Genomic DNA, 20,643 nt, shown 5'->3' on the forward strand with positions numbered 1-20,643 from the left:
GATCAGATGCCGAGCCGGGTGGCGAGCAGCTCCCGGTGGTACGACGGTGTGCCGAGCAGCACCTCGGAGCTCTTGGCCCGCTTGAGGTAGAGGTGCGCGGGGTGCTCCCAGGTGAAGCCGATGCCGCCATGGACCTGGATGTTGTCGCCTGCGACCCTCGTGAAGGCCTCCGAGCAGAACGCCTGGGCAAGCGCCGCCGAGATCGCGATCTCCGCCTCGTCGCCCGTGTCCAGCGCCCACAGTCCGCCGTACGCGGCCGAGCGGGCGGACTCGATCTCCACGAGCATGTCGGCGCACTTGTGCTTGATCCCCTGGAACGAGCCGATGGGCCGTCCGTACTGCTCGCGGATCCTGGCGTGCTCCACGGCGGCGTCCAGTGCGGTGGCCGCTCCCCCGACCTGTTCGGCGGCCAGCAGTACGGAGGCCGTGGCGAGGGTGCGTTCGAGGCCCGGCCAGGCCGCGCCCTCGGGGCCCAGTAGGCGGGCGGCGGTGTTCGTGAACTCCACTCGGGCCTGCTTGCGCGTCTGGTCGAGTGTCGGGAGGGGCGTACGGACGAGGCCCGGCGCTTGGGCTTCGACGGCGAACAGGCTGACGCCGGACGGTGTGCGGGCGGCGACCAGGAGCAGATCGGCCAGATGCCCGTCGAGAACGTATGTCTTTACGCCGGTCAGTCGCCAACCGCCCGCCCCGTCATGGGCGTTGAGCGTGATGCCCGACTCGTCCCACCGGCCGTTCTCCTCGGTGAGCGCGAGCGTGGCGACGGTCTCGCCGGAGGCGATGCCCGGGAGAAGGTCGCCGCGGGCGGTCTCGTCGTCGCAGCGCAGCAATATCTCGGCGGCCAGGGCGACGGAGGCGAAGTACGGCGCGCACAGCAGCGCGCGGCCCGTCTCCTCGAAGACGACGCCGAGGTCCACGTAGCCGAAGCCCGAGCCGCCGTACTTCTCCGGCACGGCCAGTCCCTGCAGGCCGATCTCAGTGGCCATCCGCTGCCAGACGGCCGGGTCGTACCCGCTCGGGTCGGCGGCCAGGCGGCGTACGTCGGCCTCCGTGGCGTGCCTGGTGAGGAACGACCGTACGACCTTGCGCAGTTCGTCCTGTTCCTCGCTGAAGGTGAGATCCATGCCGAGCTTCCCGTCCTCGGTGCGACCGGGCGCAACAGGCTTGCCACCCGCTTGCCGCTCACCGCTCGATACAGTTAGATAATTATAGTATCCGCACTGAATACACCAGGAGCGCGACGTGACCGATCTCTATGACCAGTTCACGAGCCTGACGTTCGAGCGGCCCGCGTCCGGCGTGCTCCGTATCGTGCTCGACGCCCCGAACCTCAACGCCGTGGACCCTCGGATGCACGGTGAGCTCGCCGATGTCTGGCCGGTCGTCGACCGGGACGAACAGACGCGTGCGGTGCTGGTCCAGGGAGCGGGCAAGGCGTTCTCGGCCGGCGGGACCTTCGATTCCATCGATGCCCTGACCGAGGAGTACGCGGTGCGTGCCCGGGTCATGCGTGAGGCGCGGGACATGGTGTACGGGGTGATCAACTGCTCCAAGCCGGTGGTCTCCGCCATTCACGGCCCGGCCGTCGGCGCCGGGCTGGTCGTCGGCATGCTGGCGGACATCTCCATCGCCGGGCGCAGGGCGAAGATCGTCGACGGGCACACACGACTCGGGGTCGCGGCCGGTGACCACGCCGCCATCTGCTGGCCGCTGCTGTGCGGTATGGCCAAGGCCAAGTACTACCTGCTGACCTGCGAGACGCTCACCGGCGAGGAGGCCGAGCGCATCGGCCTCGTGTCGAAGTGCGTCGACGACGAGGACGTACACGCGGAGGGTCTGCGGGTGGCCACCGCCCTGGCCGCCGGGCCCGCCAGTGCCATCAGCTGGACCAAGCGGTCCCTCAACCACTGGTACCGCACCGCTCAGCCGATCTTCGAGGCCTCGCTGGGGCTCGAGTTCTTCGGATTCGGCGGGCACGAGGTCGTCGAAGGACTGGCCGCCCATCGCGAGAAGCGCGCCCCGGACTTCGAGGGCGTGGCGGACAAGCACCCGATCGACCTCTGACCGACGGACACCCACGGAACCCCACAGACGCCTGCGAACGCCCACAAGTACATGAGGAGCCCGCCATGACATCGGAGTACACCGCCACCGAGATCCCTGCGCTGGTCGAGGGGATGACGTACGAGGAGATGCCGAAGGGCCAGATCTTCCGGACCGCCCGCCGCACCGTCACCGAGACGGACCTGGTCAACTTCATCACCTGGGGCGGCTTCAACGAGCCGCTGTTCTGGGACGCCTCGCACGCCGCGGACGGCGGCTACACGGGCCGACTGGTCCCGGGGGCGCTGACGTACTGCATCGCCGAGGGACTCGTACTGCAGACGAACGTGCTGCACGGCACGGGCCTCGCCTTCCTGCACATGGAGCTGACGGTGCAGGGGCCGGTGTACGTCGGCGACACGCTGTACGCCGTCGTGGAGACCACGGACTCCCGCCCGTCCAGCAAGCCAGGCAGGGGTGTGGTGACCAGCCGGATCACCGTACGCAACCAGCGGGACGAGGACGTGCTCGTCTACACCCCGGTGCGACTGATCCGGGGCAGGGACTACGGAGCTCCGACGCTCTGAGCCCGGGGCCCGGTCGGCACCAGCGTCAGGCCGGCCGCGGCACCGGACGGGACCGGGCTCGCGAACGCCCCTCCACGCACCCAGTCCGAGGGCATCGGCGGACGCGGCGGGGGCTCGTGGTCCGGGACCGCCATCGCGTAGAGGCGGGTGTAGCGGAACTTCGCCTCCAGGTTGTCGAGCACCGACCAGTACTCGTAGCCGCAGACGGGCACACCGCGTGCGATCACCCGGCCCAGCCAGGAGAGCCTGGCGCGCAGCAGCGCCCGGCGCCGGGTGTCGTCGCTGTGCCCCGTCTCGTCGACCAGGTCCAGATCGCCCATGCCGTTGTCGATGACGGACAGCGGGGGCAGCAGCTCCCCGTACAGGTCGTGGAGGTCCGCGACGGCGTCGGCGAGCGCCTCGGGGATGAGGGGCCAGCCGTACGCCGTCGTCTCCACGTCGTCGAACGGGGTGATCGCGAAGCCGAGGCCGACGAGCAGGCGGTTCACCTCGTTGAGGGTGCCCAGGCACTTGTCGGCCGGCAGCACGTGGGGCAGGTTCTCCGGTGCGGTGACGCGGAAGGGCGTGTGCCAGGACAGGCCCAGCATGTCCTGGGCGGTGGCGATGACCTCCAGGTCGCCGGGGTGTACGCAGCCGGTGGCCTCGACCGGTGAGACGTCGTCCTCGGTCACCATGTGCTCGCCGAGCAGCATGGGGTCCAGGAAGAGGCGGTTGGTCCAGCTCTCCAGGCGTTCCAGGGCGAGGCGGTCGAAGGGGTCGTCGGTGGCCGGGTAGCCGCCGACGAGGGTGACCGTGGTGCCGATGCGGCCGCTCGCGCCGACGGCCCTGAGTGCCTGGGTCGCGAGTCCGTTGGCGAGCAGGATGTGGTGGACCGTGGACAGACCCGCGCGGCCGATGCCCCGGCCCGGTGTGTACATCCCGGCCACATGGTCCGCGAGTGTGGGCCCGGCCAGGTCGGTGGAGGTGATCCAGCGGGTCACGCGGTCGCCGAAGCGGCGGCCCAGTTCGGCGGCGTAGGCGGCGAAGTGTTCCGCGGTGTCGCGGGCCAGCCAGCCGCCGGAAGCCTCCAGCCAGGGCGGCAGTGACCGGTCGAGCAGTGTCAGACCGGGGCGCAGACCGAGTTCGAGCAGCGAGTCGAGGGCGCGGTCGCAGCGGTCCAGGGCCTGCCGGTCCCAGACGCCGGGGCCGTCGGGCTGCAGCCGTGGCCACCCGGCCACCATCCGGTGCGCCTCGGGCGTGACACCGACCAGCTGCCGGATGTCGTCGGTCCACTGCCTGAAGTGCCCGCCGCGCTCTGGCGGGGGCGGCGGCGGGGCCGCGATGGCATCCGCGGTGGCGACCCCCCAGTCGACACCACGGAACGATTCGTACAGGAAACCATCGCTCATGGTCACCGTCCAGGGCGTAATGGTTTAACGCATTCAACTGAATGAACGCCGTGCGGACGCTAACACTTCAGGGAAACTACGACAATGTTTCGGACAGATCTCATCAATTCGCAAGGCGCCGACGGACAACCACTCGGCCCTTGTCGAGCTTGTCGAGGCCGGTATGGATGATCGCGTGACTGTCCCGGGCCGTGGGAGAAGGTGGTGTTTCGGCCATGATCCGGTCGGCGATCGGGGCTACTCCCCGAAGGGCCGGAACTCCTCCTCCTGCCACCAGGGGTGGACGTCCGGCATGTCCTTGCTGACCCGGCCGGGGAACTCGGGCGGCCGCTTGGCGAGGAACGACTCGACGCCCTCGACCGGGTCCGGGCCGCCGCCGATCTGGCTCATGATCCGCGAATCGAGGCGGTGTGCGGCCATCGGATGGGACTCGCCGAGCATCCGCCACATCATCTGGCGCGACAGCGCGACCGAGATCGCCGAGGTGTTCTCGGCGATCTCACGGGCGAGTTCGTACGCCGCGGGCAGCAGTTCCTCCGGCGGGTGGACGGAGCGGATCAACCCGGCCGCCAGCGCCTCCTCGGGGCCGAAGACGCGGCCGGTCGCCACCCACTCCATGGCCCGCTGCATACCCACGGCCCGCGGCAGGAACCAGCTCGCGGCGGACTCCGGCACGATGCCGCGGCGCGCGAAGACGAAGCCGAATTTGGCCGAGGTCGACGCCAGGCGGATGTCCATGGGCAGGGTCATGCTGGCCCCGACACCCGCCGCCGGGCCGTTGACCGCCGCGATCACCGGCTTGTTGCTGGAGTAGATCCGCAGCGCGACCCGGCCGCCGGTGTCCCGGTGCCAGGCGCCCGCCTTGCGATGGTCGAAGGACGAGCCGCCGGAGCTGACGTCGGCGCCGGCACAGAAGCCGCGGCCGGCTCCGGTCACCACCACCACGCGCACCTCGTCGTCGGCGTCGGCCGCGTCCAGGACGTCCAGCAGGTCGCTCATCATCTGCGGATTGAAGGCGTTCAGCCTCTCCGGCCGGTTGAGGGTGACCGTGAGAATCCGGTCCGCCACCTCGGCCCGCACGGTCTCGTACTCCTGCTCGGGCATACGCGTCCCTCCGTCAGCCTCGCCACCCTGCGGCCGGCCTCGTCACTCTGCGACCGGTTCCCAGTTAGCTTAATTAGTTATAGCATTACACTCTACTTACTCATTGATGGATTGCGGCGGTGTGGACATGCCTGAACCGGCGGATCTGGTGGTGACCTCCCACGGGGCGGTCCGGCTGATCGAGCTGAACCGGCCGGAACAGCTCAACTCGATGAGCGAGGAGCTGCACTCCGGGCTCGCGTCGGTGTGGGACACGTTCGCCGACGACCCGGAGGCGCGAGTGGTCGTACTCACCGGACGCGGGCGGGCGTTCAGCGCCGGGGGCAACTTCGACATCATGACCCGGGTCCAGCGCGACCGGGCCTTCCGGGAGCGCAACGTCGACGAGGCCCGGCGGATCATCACCGGCATGGTCCGCTGCCCGCTGCCGGTGATCGCGGCGGTCAACGGGCCCGCCGTGGGCCTCGGTTGCAGCCTGGCGCTGCTGAGCGACCTCGTACTGATCGCCGACGACGCCTACATCGCCGACCCGCACGTCCAGGTCGGGCTGGTCGCTGGCGACGGCGGGGCACTGGTCCTGCCACTGCTGGTCGGTCTGACCCGGGCGAAGGAACTGCTGTTCCTCGGCGACCGGGTGGGCGCCGAGGAGGCCGTCCGGCTGGGTATCGCCAACCGCGTCGTACCGAAGGACAAGCTGCTGGACGAGGCCATGGACCTGGCGAGGCGGGTGGCCGCCCTGCCCGTGCGGGCGCTGCGCGAGACCAAACGGGCGGTGAACCTGCACCTGGAGCAGGCCATGGCCGGCGTGCTGGAACCTGCTCTGCTCGCCGAGCGGGACACCATGCACGACCCGGACCACATCGCCGTCGTCGAGAAAATCATCGCGTCGCGCGGCGGTCGCCGGGCCGTCGAGAAGGGCTGAGGGGCATGGACTTCGCGTTCAGCGAGGAGCAGGAGGAACTGCGGCGCACAGTCCGGGCGTTCCTCGCGGACACCTCCCCCGAGACCGAGACGCGGCGCCTGATGGAGACCCCTCGGGGCTTCGACCGGGCACTGTGGCGACGGATGGGAACGGAGCTCGGGCTCCAGGGGCTTGCCGTCCCCGAGGAGTACGGCGGTGCGGGCTACGGGCCGGTCGAAGTGGGCGTCGTAATGGAGGAGTTGGGACGGGCACTGACGTGCGCGCCGTTCCTCTCGTCGGCCGTGCTCGCGACCACCACGCTGCTGCGCTGCGACGACGAGGACGCCCGCAAGCGACTGCTGCCTGGCCTGGCCTCCGGCGAGCTGGTCGGGACGCTGGCCCTGACCGAGGGCTCTCCCCCGGGCCCTGACGGCCTGGGAGGCGCCCCCACCCGCTGGGACGCCGAGGGGATCCGGCTCACCGCCCGCGAGTCGGCGGGGAGTTGGCTGCTGACCGGGCACAAGATGTTCGTGCTCGACGGCGCCGCCGCCGATGTCGTCCTCACGGTGGCCCGTACCGGCGAAGGCATCGGCGTCTTCTGGGTGGACGGCGACGCGGCCGGGCTGACCCGGGAGCCCCTGCCCACGATGGACCCCACCCGCAGGCAGGCACGCCTCGACTACCACGACGTACCGGCGACCCGGCTCCGTACGAGGAGTGGTGACGGCTGGGGCCTGGTGTCGGAGGTGCTCGACCGGGCCGCGGTGGCGCTGGCGGCCGAGCAGGTCGGAGTGGCGTCCCGCGCGCTCGACATGGCGGTGGAGTACGCCAGGGTGCGGCAGCAGTTCGGGCGGCCCATCGGCTCCTTCCAGGCTGTCAAGCACCTCCTGGCGGACGTCCTGCTGGAGGTGGAGTCGGCCCGTGCCGCCGCGCACTACGCACTGCTCGCGGCCGAGAACGAGGACCCTGAACTGCCCGCCGTGGCAAGCCTGGCCAAGGCGTTCTGCTCCGATGCCTGTCTGCAGGCGACGGAGCAGAACATCCAGGTCCACGGAGGCATCGGCTTCACCTGGGAGCACCCCGCCCACCTGTATCTGAAGCGGGCCAAGACTTCACAACTGCTGTTCGGCGATCCGACGTACCACCGGGAACTGCTCGCACAGCGCATCGGCATGGACAGCGGCACGAACGCGGTCGGAGGAGCGGTATGAAGGTCGACGGGAAGCTCAATGTGTGGCGCACCGCCGAGGTGGTCGAGGAGGCCCGGCACCACGAGAAGGCCGGCTACGACGGCCTGTGGGCCTCGGAGTCCAAGCACGACCCCTTCCTGCCGCTGCTGCTGGCGGCCGAGCACACCGACCGACTCGAGGTCGGTACGGCCATCGCGGTGGCCTTCGCCCGCTCGCCCATGCAACTGGCGTACACCGCCCACGACTTGCAGAGCTACTCCGGCGGACGATTCGTGCTGGGCCTCGGCAGCCAGATCAAGCCGCACATCGAGCGGCGCTTCGCCATGCCGTGGAGCCGGCCCGCCGCCCGGATGCGGGAGTACGTGAGCGCGCTGCGCGCCATCTGGGCCGCCTGGAACGAGGGCGAGAAGCTCGACTTCCGCGGTGACTTCTACACGCACACGCTGATGTCGCCGTTCTTCTCTCCCCCGCCCGCTCCCGGCGGCGCGCCCCAGGTCTTCGTGGCCGCCGTCGGGGAGGCGATGACCCGGGTGGCGGGCGAGGTGGCGGACGGACTCCTCGCGCACGGCTTCACGACCGAGCGGTATCTGCGGGAGGTCACGCTGCCCACCGTCGAGGCCGGGCTGGCGAAGTCGGGCCGCACACGCGGCGACTTCTCCGTCTCCCATCTGCTGCTCACCGCGACCGGGCGCACCGAGGAGGAACTGGCCCGCGCGGTCGACGGCACCAGGCGCCAGATCGCCTTCTACGGCAGCACCCCCGCCTACCGCGGCGTCCTGGAGCTGCACGGCTGGGGCGAACTCGGCGACGAGCTCAACGCGTTGTCGAAGTCGGACCGCGACGACAAGTGGGAGGCGATGGGCGGGCTCGTCGACGACGACGTGCTGCACACCTTCGCGGTGGTGGCGGAGCCGCAGCGCATGGCTGCCGAGATCCGCCGCCGGTACGGGGCACTGGTCGACCGGGTGTCCTTCTACACCGCGTACGAGATCGACGCCGAGGTGTGGGAGCCCATCGTGCGGGAACTGCACGGCAGTTGACGGCCACACGGTCGGTCAGCCGCTGCCCGTCAGGCACAGACCGCCAGCCGGTGTGTCAACCGCTGCCCGTCAGCCGAGCAGGTCCAGGACCGTCGTCATGGACCTGCTCTGCAGCAGGTAGTCCTCGGCCTCCTGGAGGTGGACGCGCCACAGCTCCTCGGCGGCCTCCGCCCGGCGGGCCGCCACCAGCTCGACGAGCGCCCCATGGGCACGGAAACCACGGCGGTTGGCCCGTACGTTCTCGGGGCTGCCCGCGTCGAGGTCGACGTGGGACCAGTTCGCCTGGTCGATGATGTGCCGGACCATGCCGTTGAGGACGCTCAGCGTCTCGTTGCCCGCGAGTTCGACGACGAGCGCGTGGAACTCCATGTGGGCGCGGATGAAGGCCGACGGGTCGTCCATCAGCGCCTCGGCCTCGGTGACGGCGGCCCGCAGTCGCTCCAGGTCCTCGTCCGTGCGCCGCTCGGCGAGCAGCCCGGCGCACGGCGCCTCGATGACCGTACGGGCGTCGTAGACGTCCTTGAGGGTCGTGCCCCGGTATTCGAGGACCACCCCGGCGTAGCGGGCGGCGACGGTGCCCTCCGGGATCTGTACCCGTGCCCCGCCCCTGGCTCCTCTGCGCACGCTGATCAGCGACTCCGACTCCAGTACCCGGAACGCCTCGCGCAGTGTCGGTCTGGAGACGGCGAACTCCTCCATCAGCGCCGTCTCGGCCGGCAGCGCCTCGCCCTCGGTCAGCTCTCCGCGCACGATCTTGCGGCGCAGTTGTGCCGCCACCAGCTCGGCCATCTTGGGGACCCGTACCGGCGTGTTCGTCACCGCGCCCACCTCCACGCTCATTCGGTTGTCAGTCGCTCGTGTCTCGTGTCCGGCACGAAGTACGGGAGTGCGATCTCGTCCGTGAAGTGCCGGAAATCCACGCGTACGCGCATGCCGATGACGACGTCGTCCGGATCGCCGGCGTCGACGTGCGAGAGCAGGGTGGCGCCGTCGTCGAGGTCGATCACGGCGAGCGCGAAGGGTGTGTCGAATCCGGGGCCGGGCGCCCGGTGGACGACGGTCACCGAGTAGACGGTCCCGCGACCCGCGCTGGGCACGTACCGCCAGTCCCGGGACATACAGCCGGGGCAGGCCGGTTCGGGCACGAAGAAGCGCAGGCCGCAGCTCGTGCAGCGGGGCACGACCAGGTCTCCGCGACTCGCCGCGTCCCAGAACGGCCGGGACAGCGGGGTGGGGACGGGTACGGGCCGGCTCATCGGGTCCTCCCCAGCACGCTCATCTCGTAGTGCTGCGCCCCCGAGCCTGCGTTGCCGACGACCGCCAGCTCCGCGCCCTCGACCTGGTGCACCGCGCTGCCGCGCAACTGGCGTACGGCCTCGACGACCTTGAGCGTCATCTGCTGTGTCCCGTTCCACGCGTACGCCAGGCAGCCGCCGTCCGGATTGACCGGATGCTTGCCGCCGACGGCGATGGCACCACTGGCTGCCAGCGGTCCGCCCTCCCCCTCCCCGCACAGGCCGAGGATCTCCAACTGCCTGATGATCTCGAAGGAGTTGGGGTCGTAGAGCGAGAACACGTCCACATCGTGCGGGCCGATGCCGGCCATCGCGTAGGCGCGGGCGGCGGCGTCGCGGCCGAGCTGACCGACCTCCCGGTGCAGCGCCGGATTGGCGTACGCGGCCTGGTGGTACTCCATGCCTCCGCCGAGTACGGCGACGGGCGGGTGGGGCAGGTCGCGGGCCCGTTCGGCGGTGGTCACCACGAGTGCGGCGCCGCCCTCGCCGACGATGCAGCAGTCCAGCAGGTGGAAGGGCGTGGCGACCATACGGGAGGCGAGTACGTCGTCGGCGGTGTACGGTCCGCGGCCGTACATCATCGCCTCGGGGTTGGTCGTGCCGTTGTTGCGGATCGTCGCGGCCACCTCGGCCAACTGGCGCGCCGTGGTGCCGTATTCGTGCATGTGCCGTGCCGCCACCAGCGCGAACTGCGCGACCACGTAGCTGCCCCACACATCGGCGAACTCCAGCGGTACACCGGCCCCGACGGGGCCCGCCCCGCGCGCGACCAGTTTGCAGCCGCCCACCACGACGGTGTCCGCGAGTCCGGCCCGCACGGCGGCCGCCGCCTTCAGCAGGCCCCGGGAGCCCGCGTTGTCGAGCATCGAGTCGCTGGTCCAGCGCAGGTCCCGGCCGAGCATACGGGCCCATGAGCTGCCCTCGCCCGGTACGCCGCCGGGGCCGGGCCAGTCGACCTGGGCGCCGTCGACGTCCGCCGGGGTCAGCCCGGCGTCGGCGATCGCTCCGGTCACCGCTTCGAGGGCGAGGTCCATGGCGTCACGGTCGGGGAGGGTCAGTGCCTGTTCGGTGGCGTGGACGCCGACCACCACGGGCCGGCGGTCGTTCACGGGGTCACCGTCCCGCGCCCAGTGTGTCGCCGCCGGGATAGCCGCCACCGCCGAACCGCTCGTCGAGTGCCTCGTAGTCCTTGGCGAAGTCCTTGGTACGGGGCAGCGCCTCGACGAACTCCACCGTCTTCGGCTTCTTGTACGAGGCGATGCGCGACCGGCAGTGCTCGACGATGTCCGCGGCCGTGACCCCGTCGGCGTCCTGGTGGAGCACCACGACGGCCTTGACGTCCTGGGCCCAGCGTTCGTTGGGCACACCGATCACGGCGGCCTCCTTCACCGCGGGGTGGGACTCGACGCAGTTCTCCACCTCGGCGGGGAAGATGTTCTCGGCGGCCGACTTGAGCATGCGGGTCGTCGTGCCGAGGAAGCTGATCGTGCCGTCGGGCTCACGCCGTCCGAGGTCGGTGGTGTGCCACCAGCCGAAGCGGAATCGCTCCTCGTTGGTTTCCGGCCGGTTCCAGTAGCCGAGGTGCACGAGGTCTCCGCGGACGCAGATCTCGCCGGCCTCCCCGATCGCGCACTCCTTGCCGGCGCTGTCCAGGATGCGTACGGCGCTGAAGGGGCCCGGTCGTCCCGCGTTGCCGGTGCCCGATCCGCCGTGGGCGCCGGTGACGGCGAACCCGGTCACCTCGGTCTGCCCATAGCCACGGCCTTCGCCGCCGCCGTTGCGGGTGAAGCGGCTCGGGTCCGTGGGCACGGTGCCCTGCCACAGGGGTGCGGCGACGCTGGCCCGCAGATGGGAGAGGTCGTGGCCGGCATCGCGGTTCAGCGCGACGAGCTGCGCGATGGTCGGGGGCATCAGATACGCGTGGGTGCACTGCTCCGCCGCCAGCAGCGGGAGCAGTTCCTCGGCGATCACCCGGCGGACGATGACGTTCTTACCGCCGTGGACGAAGGCCGGGACGCCCCAGAACTGGTAGTTGCCGATGTGGAACATCGGTCCGGCGCCGAGGAAGGCGGTCTCCCGGCCGATGTCGCCCATCCAGGCGCTGCTCGCGCCCATGGCGAGCAGGTTGCGGTGCGAGAGCATCGAGCCGGACTGCCGTCCGGTGATCGCGGCGGTGTAGATGACCAGGAGCGCGGAGTCCGGGTCGACGTCGACGGACGGGTCCTCGGGCGATCCGGAGGCCAGGAAGGACTCGTAGGAGTCGGGGCCCACAGCGCCCCCACTGCTCTCGCCGTCATGTCGCAGCCACAACGCCCGGTGGTCGCTGCCCAGTTCGGCTCGCGCCTTGCCGACCGTGTCGCCGATCTCCTCGTCCTGCCAGACGACGACCTTGGGGTCGAAGTCCTCGACGGCGAACGCCATTTCCGGAGCTGCCCAGCGCCAGTAGCCGGGACAGACCATGGCGCCGGTCTTCGCCGCGGCGCCGAGCAGTTCCCAGATCCGGAAGGAGTTCTGCCCCAGCCACAGGATGCGGTCGCCCGGGCCGACTCCGGCGTCCAGGAGGGCGTGGGCGAGCCGGTTGGTGCGCTCGTCCAACTCGGGCCAGGTCAACCGGACTTCGCCGTCGACCAGGGCAATACCGTCGGGGAAGGACCTTCGGTGCTCGCGGATGATGTCGCCGAGCGTCAGGCGGCGGGCGGAATGCATGCTCATGGCTCCAAAGGCTTCGGAAGGTGAGGGTCAGACGCGGCCGATGCCGACACCCTTGACGTTGATGAACTCCTCCAGGCCGGCCCTGCCGCCTTCCCGTCCGAAGCCGCTGAGGCCGACGCCGCCGAAGGGCGTGGCGGGCGAAGTGATGGGATTCGGCCCGGGGTTGACGTAGACGGTGCCGGCCTTCAGACGCGGCACCAGGCGGTTGACGCGCGCGATGTCACGGGACTGGATGTAGGCGGACAGGCCGTACTCGCTGTCGTTGGCCAGGGCGACCGCCTCGTCCTCGGTGTCGAACGGGGTGATGGCCAGGACCGGGCCGAAGATCTCCTGCTGGGCGAGGTCGCTGCGGTTGTCGACGTCCGCGAAGACCGTCGGGGACACGAAGTAGCCGTCGGAGTCGATGCGTTCACCGCCGAACACGAGCCGGCCTGAGCCTCCCTCGACGGCTTTGTCGATCATGCCTTGGACGCGGTCGCGGGCGGCTTCGTTGATGAGGGGGCCTATGTAGGTCGTCGGGTTGAGCGGGTCGCCGACGGGCAGGTGGGCCACGACCCCTGTGACACGCGCGACGACCTCGTCGTATATCGGCCGCTCGACGAGCAGCCGGGTGGGCAGTGCGCAGCCCTGCCCGGTGTTGCTCATGGCGAACGCCGCGCAGTAGGGCACGACTGTGTCCAGGTCGGTGTCGGCGAAGAGCAGGTTGGCGGACTTGCCACCCAGCTCGAACACGACGGGCTTGAGGCTCAGCGCCGCGTCGGCCATGATGCGGCGCGCTGTGGCGGGTCCGCCGGTGAAGGAGATCTTGTCGACCCCGGGGTGCGTCACCAGGGCGGCTCCCGCGTCCCCGAGCCCGGTGACGACGTTGATCACACCGTCGGGGATGCCCGCCTCGCGGGCCAGATCGGCGAAGAGCAGCGCGGAGAACGGCGTCGACTCGGCCGGTTTGATGACCACCGTGTTCCCGGCGGCGAGCGAGGGCGGGACCTTCATCGCCAAGGAGAGCGCGGGCGAGTTCCAGGTGATGATGTGACCGATGACGCCGTAGGGCTCGGCGATGGTGTACTCGACGTTCTCGTGCGGGCTGTAGGCCGCGCCGACCATGCCCTCGATCTTGTCGGCCCAGCCGGCGTAGTACTCGGTCCATTCGGCGACATGCGGTCCGACGTTCTCCGCCCAGCCGCCGACGCAGACGCCGTTCTCCAGCGGGCAGACGGCAGCGAAGGCGGGGATGTGGTCGCGGAGGAGCTGGGCGAAGCGGGTGAGCAGGCGGCGGCGCTCGGCGGGGCGCATGGTGCCCCACACCTCGAAGGCCCGGCGTGCGGCGGCCACGGCCCGGTCCACCTCGGCGGCACCCGCGAGGGGGATGTGCGCCTGGACCAGGCCGGTCGCCGGATTCCTGTGCTCGTAGAGGCCGCCGCTGGTGTCGGTGATGTCCTTGCCGCCGATGACCAGCCGCGGCTGCGGCAGATCGTGCTCGGCTCTGTCCTGGTGCAGTTTCACATCGACCGTGACCACGGATGCCTCCTTGAAACCGTCCGGCGCCGTCCGCGCATCCGCGCATCCAGGTTAAATAGCTAACCTATTTAGCCAAGGTAGTCAATGACTGGAGTGCGCACGACCCCACTTGTTCACAGTCCGAGCGAGCGCCCGATGATCTCCTGCATGATCTCCGAGGTCCCGCCGAACACCCGCTGCACCCGGCTGTCCCGCCAGATGCGCGCGATCTCGTACTCGTTGACGTAGCCGTAGCCGCCGAAGAGCTGCATGCAGCGGTCGATGACCTCCCAGCCGGTCTCCGAGGTCCAGTACTTGGCCGCGGCCGCCTCTTCGGGCGTCAGCTCGCCCTGGAAGAGGGCCATGATGCAGCCGTCCACATAGACCCGGGCGACGCCCAGCTTGGCCTTGATGTCGGCGAGGGCGAACCGGTTCGCCTGGAACTGCCCGATGGGCTGTCCGAACGCCGTACGGGTCTTGGCGTACTCCAGCGCCAGCGCGTAGGCCCGCTCGGCCGCGGCGAGCGAGGAGACGGCGATGGCCAGCCGCTCGGTCGGGAGGTTGCCCATCATGTGGTAGAAACCGCGCCCCTCCTGCCCGATGAGGTTCTCGGCCGGGACGCGGACGTCATGGAAGAACAGCTCGGCGGTGTCCTGGGCCTTCATTCCGACCTTGTCGAGCTTGCGTCCGCGCTCGAAGCCCCCGGTGTCGCGCTCGACGACGATCAGGCTGATGCCCTTGTGGCCGGCCTCCGGGTCGGTCTTGCAGGCGACGATGACCAGGTCGGCCAGGATGCCGTTGGTGATGAAGGTCTTGGACCCGTCGATCACCCACTCGTCGCCGTCCCGGCGGGCGGTGGTGCGGATGCCCTTGAGGTCGGACCCGGCGGCCGGCTCGGACAGCGCGAGGGCGCAGATGGTCTCGCCGCTGATCACCCCGGGCAGCCAACGGGCCTTCTGCTCAGGGGTGGTGAGGTGCATCAGATAGGGCGGAATGACGTCGTTCTGCAGGCCGAGCCCGATGCCGACCGAGCTGGTGGCCGCCATCTCCTCCGCCATGATGGCGTTGTAGCGGAAGTCCCAGATCCCCTGCCCGCCGTACTCCTCAGGGAACTGCCAGCCGATGAGCCCGGCCTTGCCCGCCGCCGCCCACGCGGCCCTGCCCACCTGGCCGTCCCGCTCCCACTGCTCGGCATTGGGGGCACATTCACGCAGGTAGAAGGTGCGGGCGGTGTCCCGGAACAGCTCGTGCTCCGCGGTGAAGATCGTACGGCGCATGCTCGACTCCACTCATGCATCTCGCTTATTTAGCTGAAGTAGTTATACGATAGCGCTGTATCGGCGGCTGGGCGAGGGAGGGCGCGTGAGCGTACGGGACAAGGTGGCGCTCGTCACCGGAGCGGGACGCGGCATCGGTGAGGCGATCGCCGACCGGCTCGCCGCCCAGGGAGCCTCGGTCGCCGTCTGCGACCTGGACCAGGAGGCCGCCGTGAAGGTCGCGGCCGGACTCGCCGAACGGCATTCCGTCCGCGCGACAGGCGTCGGCGTGGACATCTCCGACAGCGCGGCCGTGCGCTCGGCCGTGGAGCGGGTCACCGCCGAACTCGGCCCGGTGGACATCCTGGTCAACAACGCGGCCGTCGACGTCATCGGCCGCTTCGTCGACAGCACCGAGGAGACCTGGGACCGGATCATCGCGGTCAATCTGCGGGGCACCCTCACGATGACCAGGGCCCTGCTCGACTCCATGACCGAGCGAGGCAGCGGCCGGGTCGTCCTCATCGCCTCGGACGCCGGCCGGGTCGGCTCGTCCGGCGAGGTGGTGTACTCCGCGACGAAGGGCGGGGTCATCGCCTTCGGCAAGGCGCTGGCCCGCGAGGTCGCCCGGCACGGCATCACCGTCAACAGCGTCTGCCCGGGCCCGACCGACACCGCGCTGCTCGGCCAGGTCTCCGAGTACAGCCAGAAGATGTACGACGCGACCGTGCGGGCGATCCCGCTGCGCCGCGTCGCCCAACCCGCCGAGATCGCCGGTGTGGTGGCCTTCCTCGCGTCCGACGACGCCGCCTACATGACCGGGCAGACGCTCTCGGTCAGCGGCGGCCTCACGATGGTCTGAGGGTGAGCGCCGTGCTGCGTGTCCAACTCCGCGACAAACTGGCCGTGTTGACCCTGGACCGGCCAGGACAGCTCAATGCCATCGGCTCCGAGACCGCCGACCGGCTCGCCCAGGCCCTGAACGACGTACGCGACAACGACGACGTCCGTGCCCTGGTCCTGACGGGAGCGGGCCGCGCCTTCTCGGCCGGGGCAGACATCAGCGAGATCGAGTCGTTCACGACACCCGGACAGTTCCGTGCCTTCGTGGGCCGCCTGACCGAGGTGTACGCGCTTCTGGAGGAGTTCCCCAAGCCCTCGGTCGCGGCCGTCCACGGGTTCACCTTCGGCGGCGGACTCGAACTGGCGCTCGCCTGCGACCTGCGGGTGGTGGAACGGGGTACGCGGCTCGGCCTGCCCGAGATGAAGCTCGGCGTTCTGCCGGGCGCGGGCGGCACACAGCGGCTGCCGCGTCTGCTGCCGCCCGCGATCGCCAGGCAGATGATCCTCACCGGCGAGCCGATCGACGCGGAGCGGGCCTGGCAGCTCGGGCTGGTCAACGAACTGGCCGAGCGCGGCGGAGCACTCGCCGCCGCCGAGGCGCTGGCCGCCGTGCTGGCGGCCGGGGCACCGCTGGCGCTCGCGGCGGGCAAGCGGCTGATCGACCACGGGCTCGGCATGGATCTGGAGACGGCGATCGCGTACGAGCGCGAGACCGTCTCGGTGCTCTTCTCCACCGAGGACCGGGCCGAGGGGCTCAAGGCCTTCCGCGAGCGCCGCCCGGGAGAGTTCCGCGGCAGATAGCGAGCGTTCCCGAAAACCCATGCCAGACCCCATGACAGACCCCGTGAAAGACCCACGACAGACCCCTGTCAGATCCCGACTGATCCGAACCGGTGTGGAGGTGGTGGACCGTGCGGCCACTGGAGGGCATTGCCGTCGTCGAGCTGGGCATGTGGGTGGCGGCACCCGCCGCTGCCACCATGCTCGCCGACTGGGGCGCCGACGTGGTGAAGGTGGAGGCTCCGACCGGTGACCCCAACCGGTACACCCTCCGGCACGTCGGTCAGGACATCGACAGCGCGCCCCCGTTCGAGACCGACAACCGCGGCAAGCGCGGAATCGTCCTCGACCTGCGGTCGGACGAGGGCAAGGACGCGTTGGAGCGGCTCCTTGAGCGCGCCGACGTCTTCCTCACCAACCTCCGCCCCGGCGCGCTGGAACGCCTGGGCCTGGCACCGGACGAGCTGCGTGCCCGCCATCCCCGCCTCGTCATAGGCACGTTGACGGGCTACGGCTGGACGGGCGCCGAGCGCGACCGGGCCGGGTACGACGTCTCCGCGTTCTGGGCCCGCCCCGGCATCGCCGCCATGCTCAACCCGGCCGGAGAGCCTCCGCCCGGCATCCGCCCCGGCCTCGGCGACCGTACGGCCGCCTCCAACCTGGTGGCGGGCGTCCTGGCCGCGCTGCTGCGGAGAGGGCGTACGGGCGAGGGCGGTGTGGTCGACGTGTCGCTGCTGCGCTCCGGCACGTACGCCAACGGCAACGACCTGGCCCTGCAGAACTTCTTCGGCAGGCGCGGGCGTACCCGTCACCGCACCGAGCACGAGTCCCCGCTCTACAACTCCTACCGGGCCGCCGACGACCGCTGGTTCTGGCTGGTCGGCCTGGAGGGCAGCCGCCACTGGCCCGGTGTCGTCAAGGCGCTGGGCCGCGAGGACCTGGCGGCGGACGAGCGGTTCGCCACCGGCAGGGCCCGGCGTGGCCACGTACGCGAACTGATCGCCGTGTTCGACGAGGAGTTCGCGCGGCGCCCGCTGGACGAGTGGGCCGAGCGCTTCGATGCCGAGGGCGTGTGGTGGGCACCCGTACAGACCCTCGCGGAGGTGTCGGCCGATCCGCAGGCGGAGGCGGTCGGGGCGTTCGTCGAGCAGCCCGGCATGGGTGACGCCCCGATGCTGCGGACGGTGGCGACACCCGTCGCCTTCTGGGGCGTCGACGACAAGCCACGCGGAGGCGCGCCGACGCTCGGCGAGCACACCGACGAAGTACTCCGCGAACTCAACTGACCCGACAGATCTGCTCAGGAGGTACGGCGTGGGCATCCTCGACGACAAGGTCGCCATCGTCACCGGCGGCGGGAGAGGGCTGGGGCGGGCGCACTGCCTGGCGCTCGCCGAGGCCGGCGCGACCGTGGTGGTGAACGATCTCGGCTCGGGCGTCCACGGTGAACAGACCGGTGACTCCCCCGCCGACGAGGTCGTCGCCGAGATCACCAAGCTCGGCGGCCGGGCGGTCGCCAACCACTGCTCGGTGACGGACTGGGCGGCGACCGAGACCATGGTCGCGGACACCGTCACGGAGTTCGGCCGCCTCGACATCGTCGTGAACAACGCGGGCATCGTGCGCGACCGCATGCTGTTCTCGATGAGCGAGGCCGAGTTCGACGCGGTGATCGCCGTGCACCTGAAGGGCACCTTCGCTCTGACGCGGCACGCCTGCGCGTACTGGCGCGAGGCTTCAAAGAGGGGCGAGCGCGTCGCCGGCCGCGTGATCAACACGACGTCCGGGACCGGCCTGTTCGGCAACCAGGGCCAGTCCAACTACGGCGCGGCGAAGGCCGGGACAGCCGGGCTCACCGTCCTCACCGCCCTGGAGATGCGCCGGTACGGCGTCACCGCGAACGCCGTTTCGCCGATCGCGGCCACACGGATGACGGACGGGCTGGACGTCGGCGCGTCCCTCCAGGCCGTCGACGGTTTCGATCCGCGCGATCCCGCCAACGCCTCCGGTGTCGTCGTCTACCTGGCCTCCGACAGCTCGGCCTGGCTGACCGGCCAGGTCCTTCGCATCGAGGGCAACCGGCTGAACCGGCTGCAGGGCTGGACCGTCGCCGGCGTCCATCCCAGCCGGTCCGGCGAAGCCCTCACGTACGACGAACTCGTCGACGCCGTCCCGCAGTTGTACGGGGTCGCCCCCGCCGGCCGCGCCACCGGAGTCGGGCAGTGAAGGCCCGGGGACACGACGTCGCCGCCCTCGTGCTGCGCGCGACGCTGGGCCCGATGCTGTTCGCGCACGGCTGGAACAAGGTCGCGGGGCCGGGCGGGCTCAAGGGCACGACGGGCTGGTTCGAGGCGCTCGGTCTGAAGCCGCCCGGGGTGCATGCCCGGATGGCCGCAGGGACCGAGATGGCGGCGGGCGTGGGCATCGCCCTGGGCGCGGCCAACCCCCTCCCGGCGGCGGCAGCCGTCGGCCTGATGGCCGTGGCGGCCCGGACCGACCACCGTGACAAGGGCTTCTTCGTCTTCAAGGGCGGCTGGGAGTACGTCGGTGTCGTGGGCGGCGCTGCCGTCGCACTGGCGGCACTGGGCAACGGCAGGTACTCGCTCGACGGGCTGCTGCGACGCCAACGGGCGGGCGTGGGGCCCGCGTTGCTGGCCGCGGGAATCGGCACGGCGAGCGCGGCGGCGCTGCTGGCCGTGTGCTACCGGCCGGAGCGGAAGCCGGACGAGACACAAACAGATCACTGATTGCAACCAGATCTATCAGAGTCATCAGGACTATCAGGGAGTCGACATGGACGCGGCTGACTTCAGCGCGGTGCTGTCCGAGGTCCGGCGCTTCGTCCGGGAGCGCGTCGTGCCGCTGGAGGCGGAGATCGACGAGAAGGACGAGATGCCCGCGGACATCCGCGAGGCGGCCAGGAAGATGGGCCTGTTCGGCTTCGCGCTGCCCGAGGAGTACGGCGGGCTGGGGCTGTCGATGTACGAGGAGGCCCAGCTCATGTTCGAGCTCGGCTACACGACCCCGTCCCTGCGGTCGATGTTCGGGACCAACAACGGCATCGCGGGTCATGTCCTCATGGTCGGCGGCACGGAGGAACAGAAGGCCGAGTGGCTGCCGAGGATCGCCTCCGGTGACGTACTGGCGTCGTTCGCTCTCACCGAGCCCGAGGCCGGGTCCGACCCGTCGACGCTGACCACTCGCGCGCATCCGGACGGCGACGAGTGGGTGATCAACGGCGCCAAGCGGTACATCACCAACGCCCCGCTCGCCGACGTCTTCATGGTCTTCGCCCGCACCGACCCCGAGGCTCCACGCACCCGTGGGATCTCCACGTTCCTGGTCCCGGCCGGCACGCCGGGCCTCACCGTGGCTCCGAAGGACCACAAGATGGGCCAGTTCGGCGCCTGGACGGCGGACGTGTTCTTCGACGACGTACGTGTACCGGCCTCCGCGCTCGTCGGCGGCGAGGGCGGCCTGAACCGGGGGTTCGCCACGGCGATGGGCTGCATCGCGCACGGCAGGGTGCACATCTCGGCGCTCTGCGTGGGCATGGCCGAGCGGCTGGTCCACGAGTCGGTCGAGTACGCCCGCACCCGCCGCCAGTCCGGCAGGCTGATCGGTTCGTTCCAGCTGGTCCAGGGCCTGGTCGCCGACTCGATGACCGACTACTACGCGGGCCGCGCCACGGTCCTGGAGGCCGCCCGTGCCTTCGACGCCGGTACGGACACCAAGATCGGCCCGTCCTGTACGAAGTACTTCGCCAGCGAGATGGTGTGGCGGGTCGCGGACCGCGCGGTGCAGATCCACGGTGGCGCGGGCTATATGCGGGGGGTCGCCGTCGAGCGCTTCTACCGCGACGCCCGGCTGTTCCGTATCTACGAGGGCACCAGCCAGATCCAGCAGGTCATCATCGCCAAGGCGCTGCTCGGTGAGGCGGCGCGGGGTTGAACCGGCCACCGGGTCCGTCCGGACCGAGTACGTTCCCGGGCCCGCGCTCGCCGAAGGCG

General features: G+C 70.5%; 20 protein-coding genes. 11 read left to right on the forward strand and 9 right to left on the reverse strand.

Annotation, left to right across the window (positions count from 1 at the left end; translation table 11 throughout):
• Positions 1-2 precede the first annotated feature (2 nt).
• Positions 3-1,121 carry an acyl-CoA dehydrogenase family protein gene (locus tag JEQ17_RS03945; protein WP_200393867.1) on the reverse strand — a complete coding sequence of 373 codons (1,119 nt, stop codon included), beginning with the start codon at positions 1,119-1,121 and terminating at the stop codon, positions 3-5.
• A 118-nt stretch (positions 1,122-1,239) separates the two neighbouring features.
• On the opposite strand from JEQ17_RS03945, the gene JEQ17_RS03950 reads away from it, so the two are divergent.
• Positions 1,240-2,061, forward strand: a complete 822-nt coding sequence (locus JEQ17_RS03950; protein ID WP_143641711.1) for an enoyl-CoA hydratase/isomerase family protein — start codon at positions 1,240-1,242, stop codon at positions 2,059-2,061.
• A gap of 65 nt (positions 2,062-2,126) precedes the next feature.
• Complete coding sequence (locus tag JEQ17_RS03955; RefSeq protein WP_200393868.1) at positions 2,127-2,627, forward strand: MaoC family dehydratase; 501 nt, start codon at positions 2,127-2,129, stop codon at positions 2,625-2,627.
• Here the strand turns inward: JEQ17_RS03955 and JEQ17_RS03960 are convergent.
• Positions 2,606-4,015 carry a family 1 glycosylhydrolase gene (locus JEQ17_RS03960; protein ID WP_200393869.1) on the reverse strand — a complete coding sequence of 470 codons (1,410 nt, stop codon included), beginning with the start codon at positions 4,013-4,015 and terminating at the stop codon, positions 2,606-2,608. The genes JEQ17_RS03955 and JEQ17_RS03960 overlap by 22 nt on opposite strands.
• 237 nt (positions 4,016-4,252) lie before the next feature.
• Positions 4,253-5,119: a crotonase/enoyl-CoA hydratase family protein gene (locus tag JEQ17_RS03965; protein ID WP_200393870.1), complete on the reverse strand. Its 867-nt coding sequence runs from the start codon at positions 5,117-5,119 to the stop codon at positions 4,253-4,255.
• A 127-nt stretch (positions 5,120-5,246) separates the two neighbouring features.
• On the opposite strand from JEQ17_RS03965, the gene JEQ17_RS03970 reads away from it, so the two are divergent.
• The 3 genes from JEQ17_RS03970 to JEQ17_RS03980 are packed head-to-tail and all read left to right on the forward strand — an operon-like array spanning position 5,247 to position 8,250.
• Positions 5,247-6,041, forward strand: coding sequence for an enoyl-CoA hydratase/isomerase family protein (locus tag JEQ17_RS03970; protein WP_200393871.1), 795 nt, complete (start codon positions 5,247-5,249; stop codon positions 6,039-6,041).
• Between the two features lie 5 nt (positions 6,042-6,046).
• The gene (locus tag JEQ17_RS03975) at positions 6,047-7,231 is read left to right on the forward strand and encodes an acyl-CoA dehydrogenase family protein (protein WP_200393872.1); all 1,185 of its coding nucleotides are present in this window, start codon (positions 6,047-6,049) and stop codon (positions 7,229-7,231) included.
• On the forward strand, positions 7,228-8,250 hold the full coding sequence (locus JEQ17_RS03980) for an LLM class F420-dependent oxidoreductase (RefSeq protein WP_200393873.1): 1,023 nt from the start codon (positions 7,228-7,230) through the stop codon (positions 8,248-8,250). The genes JEQ17_RS03975 and JEQ17_RS03980 overlap by 4 nt, the downstream gene beginning before the upstream one ends.
• Positions 8,251-8,319: 69 nt before the next feature.
• Here JEQ17_RS03980 and JEQ17_RS03985 read toward each other — a convergent pair whose 3' ends face one another.
• From JEQ17_RS03985 to JEQ17_RS04010, 6 genes are all read right to left on the reverse strand, one after another.
• Positions 8,320-9,069 (reverse strand): FadR/GntR family transcriptional regulator, encoded by a 750-nt coding sequence (locus JEQ17_RS03985; protein ID WP_234048055.1) that lies wholly within the window; start codon positions 9,067-9,069, stop codon positions 8,320-8,322.
• 17 nt (positions 9,070-9,086) lie between these two features.
• The gene (locus tag JEQ17_RS03990) at positions 9,087-9,506 is read right to left on the reverse strand and encodes a Zn-ribbon domain-containing OB-fold protein (protein WP_200393874.1); all 420 of its coding nucleotides are present in this window, start codon (positions 9,504-9,506) and stop codon (positions 9,087-9,089) included.
• Positions 9,503-10,654 carry a thiolase family protein gene (locus JEQ17_RS03995; RefSeq protein ID WP_200393875.1) on the reverse strand — a complete coding sequence of 384 codons (1,152 nt, stop codon included), beginning with the start codon at positions 10,652-10,654 and terminating at the stop codon, positions 9,503-9,505. The genes JEQ17_RS03990 and JEQ17_RS03995 overlap by 4 nt, the downstream gene beginning before the upstream one ends.
• 4 nt (positions 10,655-10,658) lie before the next feature.
• Positions 10,659-12,257, reverse strand: a complete 1,599-nt coding sequence (locus tag JEQ17_RS04000; protein WP_234048056.1) for an AMP-binding protein — start codon at positions 12,255-12,257, stop codon at positions 10,659-10,661.
• Between the two features lie 27 nt (positions 12,258-12,284).
• Complete coding sequence (locus JEQ17_RS04005; protein WP_200393876.1) at positions 12,285-13,775, reverse strand: aldehyde dehydrogenase family protein; 1,491 nt, start codon at positions 13,773-13,775, stop codon at positions 12,285-12,287.
• A gap of 113 nt (positions 13,776-13,888) precedes the next feature.
• Positions 13,889-15,031: an acyl-CoA dehydrogenase family protein gene (locus JEQ17_RS04010; protein WP_200393877.1), complete on the reverse strand. Its 1,143-nt coding sequence runs from the start codon at positions 15,029-15,031 to the stop codon at positions 13,889-13,891.
• A gap of 85 nt (positions 15,032-15,116) precedes the next feature.
• On the opposite strand from JEQ17_RS04010, the gene JEQ17_RS04015 reads away from it, so the two are divergent.
• The 6 genes from JEQ17_RS04015 to JEQ17_RS04040 all read left to right on the forward strand — a co-directional run bounded on the left by JEQ17_RS04015 (position 15,117) and on the right by JEQ17_RS04040 (position 20,584).
• Complete coding sequence (locus tag JEQ17_RS04015) at positions 15,117-15,872, forward strand: SDR family NAD(P)-dependent oxidoreductase (RefSeq protein ID WP_200393878.1); 756 nt, start codon at positions 15,117-15,119, stop codon at positions 15,870-15,872.
• Positions 15,873-15,874: 2 nt separating this feature from the next.
• Complete coding sequence (locus JEQ17_RS04020) at positions 15,875-16,654, forward strand: enoyl-CoA hydratase/isomerase family protein (RefSeq protein WP_200393879.1); 780 nt, start codon at positions 15,875-15,877, stop codon at positions 16,652-16,654.
• 110 nt (positions 16,655-16,764) lie between these two features.
• Positions 16,765-17,919 carry a CaiB/BaiF CoA transferase family protein gene (locus tag JEQ17_RS04025; protein WP_200393880.1) on the forward strand — a complete coding sequence of 385 codons (1,155 nt, stop codon included), beginning with the start codon at positions 16,765-16,767 and terminating at the stop codon, positions 17,917-17,919.
• Between the two features lie 28 nt (positions 17,920-17,947).
• Positions 17,948-18,859 carry an SDR family NAD(P)-dependent oxidoreductase gene (locus tag JEQ17_RS04030; protein ID WP_200393881.1) on the forward strand — a complete coding sequence of 304 codons (912 nt, stop codon included), beginning with the start codon at positions 17,948-17,950 and terminating at the stop codon, positions 18,857-18,859.
• A complete protein-coding gene (locus tag JEQ17_RS04035; RefSeq protein ID WP_200393882.1) occupies positions 18,856-19,380 on the forward strand; it encodes a DoxX family protein in 525 nt (174 codons plus the stop codon). Before JEQ17_RS04030 ends, JEQ17_RS04035 begins: the two co-directional genes overlap by 4 nt.
• A 46-nt stretch (positions 19,381-19,426) precedes the next feature.
• On the forward strand, positions 19,427-20,584 hold the full coding sequence (locus tag JEQ17_RS04040; protein ID WP_200393883.1) for an acyl-CoA dehydrogenase family protein: 1,158 nt from the start codon (positions 19,427-19,429) through the stop codon (positions 20,582-20,584).
• Positions 20,585-20,643: the final 59 nt, after the last annotated feature.

Source organism: Streptomyces liliifuscus (assembly GCF_016598615.1).
Lineage (GTDB): Bacteria > Actinomycetota > Actinomycetes > Streptomycetales > Streptomycetaceae > Streptomyces > Streptomyces liliifuscus.

Excerpts from the sequence above, each read along its gene's own strand:
- JEQ17_RS03970 (WP_200393871.1), top strand. The coding sequence starts at position 5,247 with ATGCCTGAACCGGCGGATCTGGTGGTGACCTCCCACGGGGCGGTCCGG.
- JEQ17_RS03945 (WP_200393867.1), bottom strand. The coding sequence starts at position 1,121 with ATGGATCTCACCTTCAGCGAGGAACAGGACGAACTGCGCAAGGTCGTA.
- JEQ17_RS03965 (WP_200393870.1), bottom strand. The coding sequence starts at position 5,119 with ATGCCCGAGCAGGAGTACGAGACCGTGCGGGCCGAGGTGGCGGACCGG.
- JEQ17_RS03980 (WP_200393873.1), top strand. The coding sequence starts at position 7,228 with ATGAAGGTCGACGGGAAGCTCAATGTGTGGCGCACCGCCGAGGTGGTC.
- JEQ17_RS03955 (WP_200393868.1), top strand. The coding sequence starts at position 2,127 with ATGACATCGGAGTACACCGCCACCGAGATCCCTGCGCTGGTCGAGGGG.
- JEQ17_RS04040 (WP_200393883.1), top strand. The coding sequence starts at position 19,427 with ATGGACGCGGCTGACTTCAGCGCGGTGCTGTCCGAGGTCCGGCGCTTC.
- JEQ17_RS03960 (WP_200393869.1), bottom strand. The coding sequence starts at position 4,015 with ATGAGCGATGGTTTCCTGTACGAATCGTTCCGTGGTGTCGACTGGGGG.
- JEQ17_RS03975 (WP_200393872.1), top strand. The coding sequence starts at position 6,047 with ATGGACTTCGCGTTCAGCGAGGAGCAGGAGGAACTGCGGCGCACAGTC.
- JEQ17_RS04000 (WP_234048056.1), bottom strand. The coding sequence starts at position 12,257 with ATGAGCATGCATTCCGCCCGCCGCCTGACGCTCGGCGACATCATCCGC.
- JEQ17_RS04010 (WP_200393877.1), bottom strand. The coding sequence starts at position 15,031 with ATGCGCCGTACGATCTTCACCGCGGAGCACGAGCTGTTCCGGGACACC.
- JEQ17_RS03990 (WP_200393874.1), bottom strand. The coding sequence starts at position 9,506 with ATGAGCCGGCCCGTACCCGTCCCCACCCCGCTGTCCCGGCCGTTCTGG.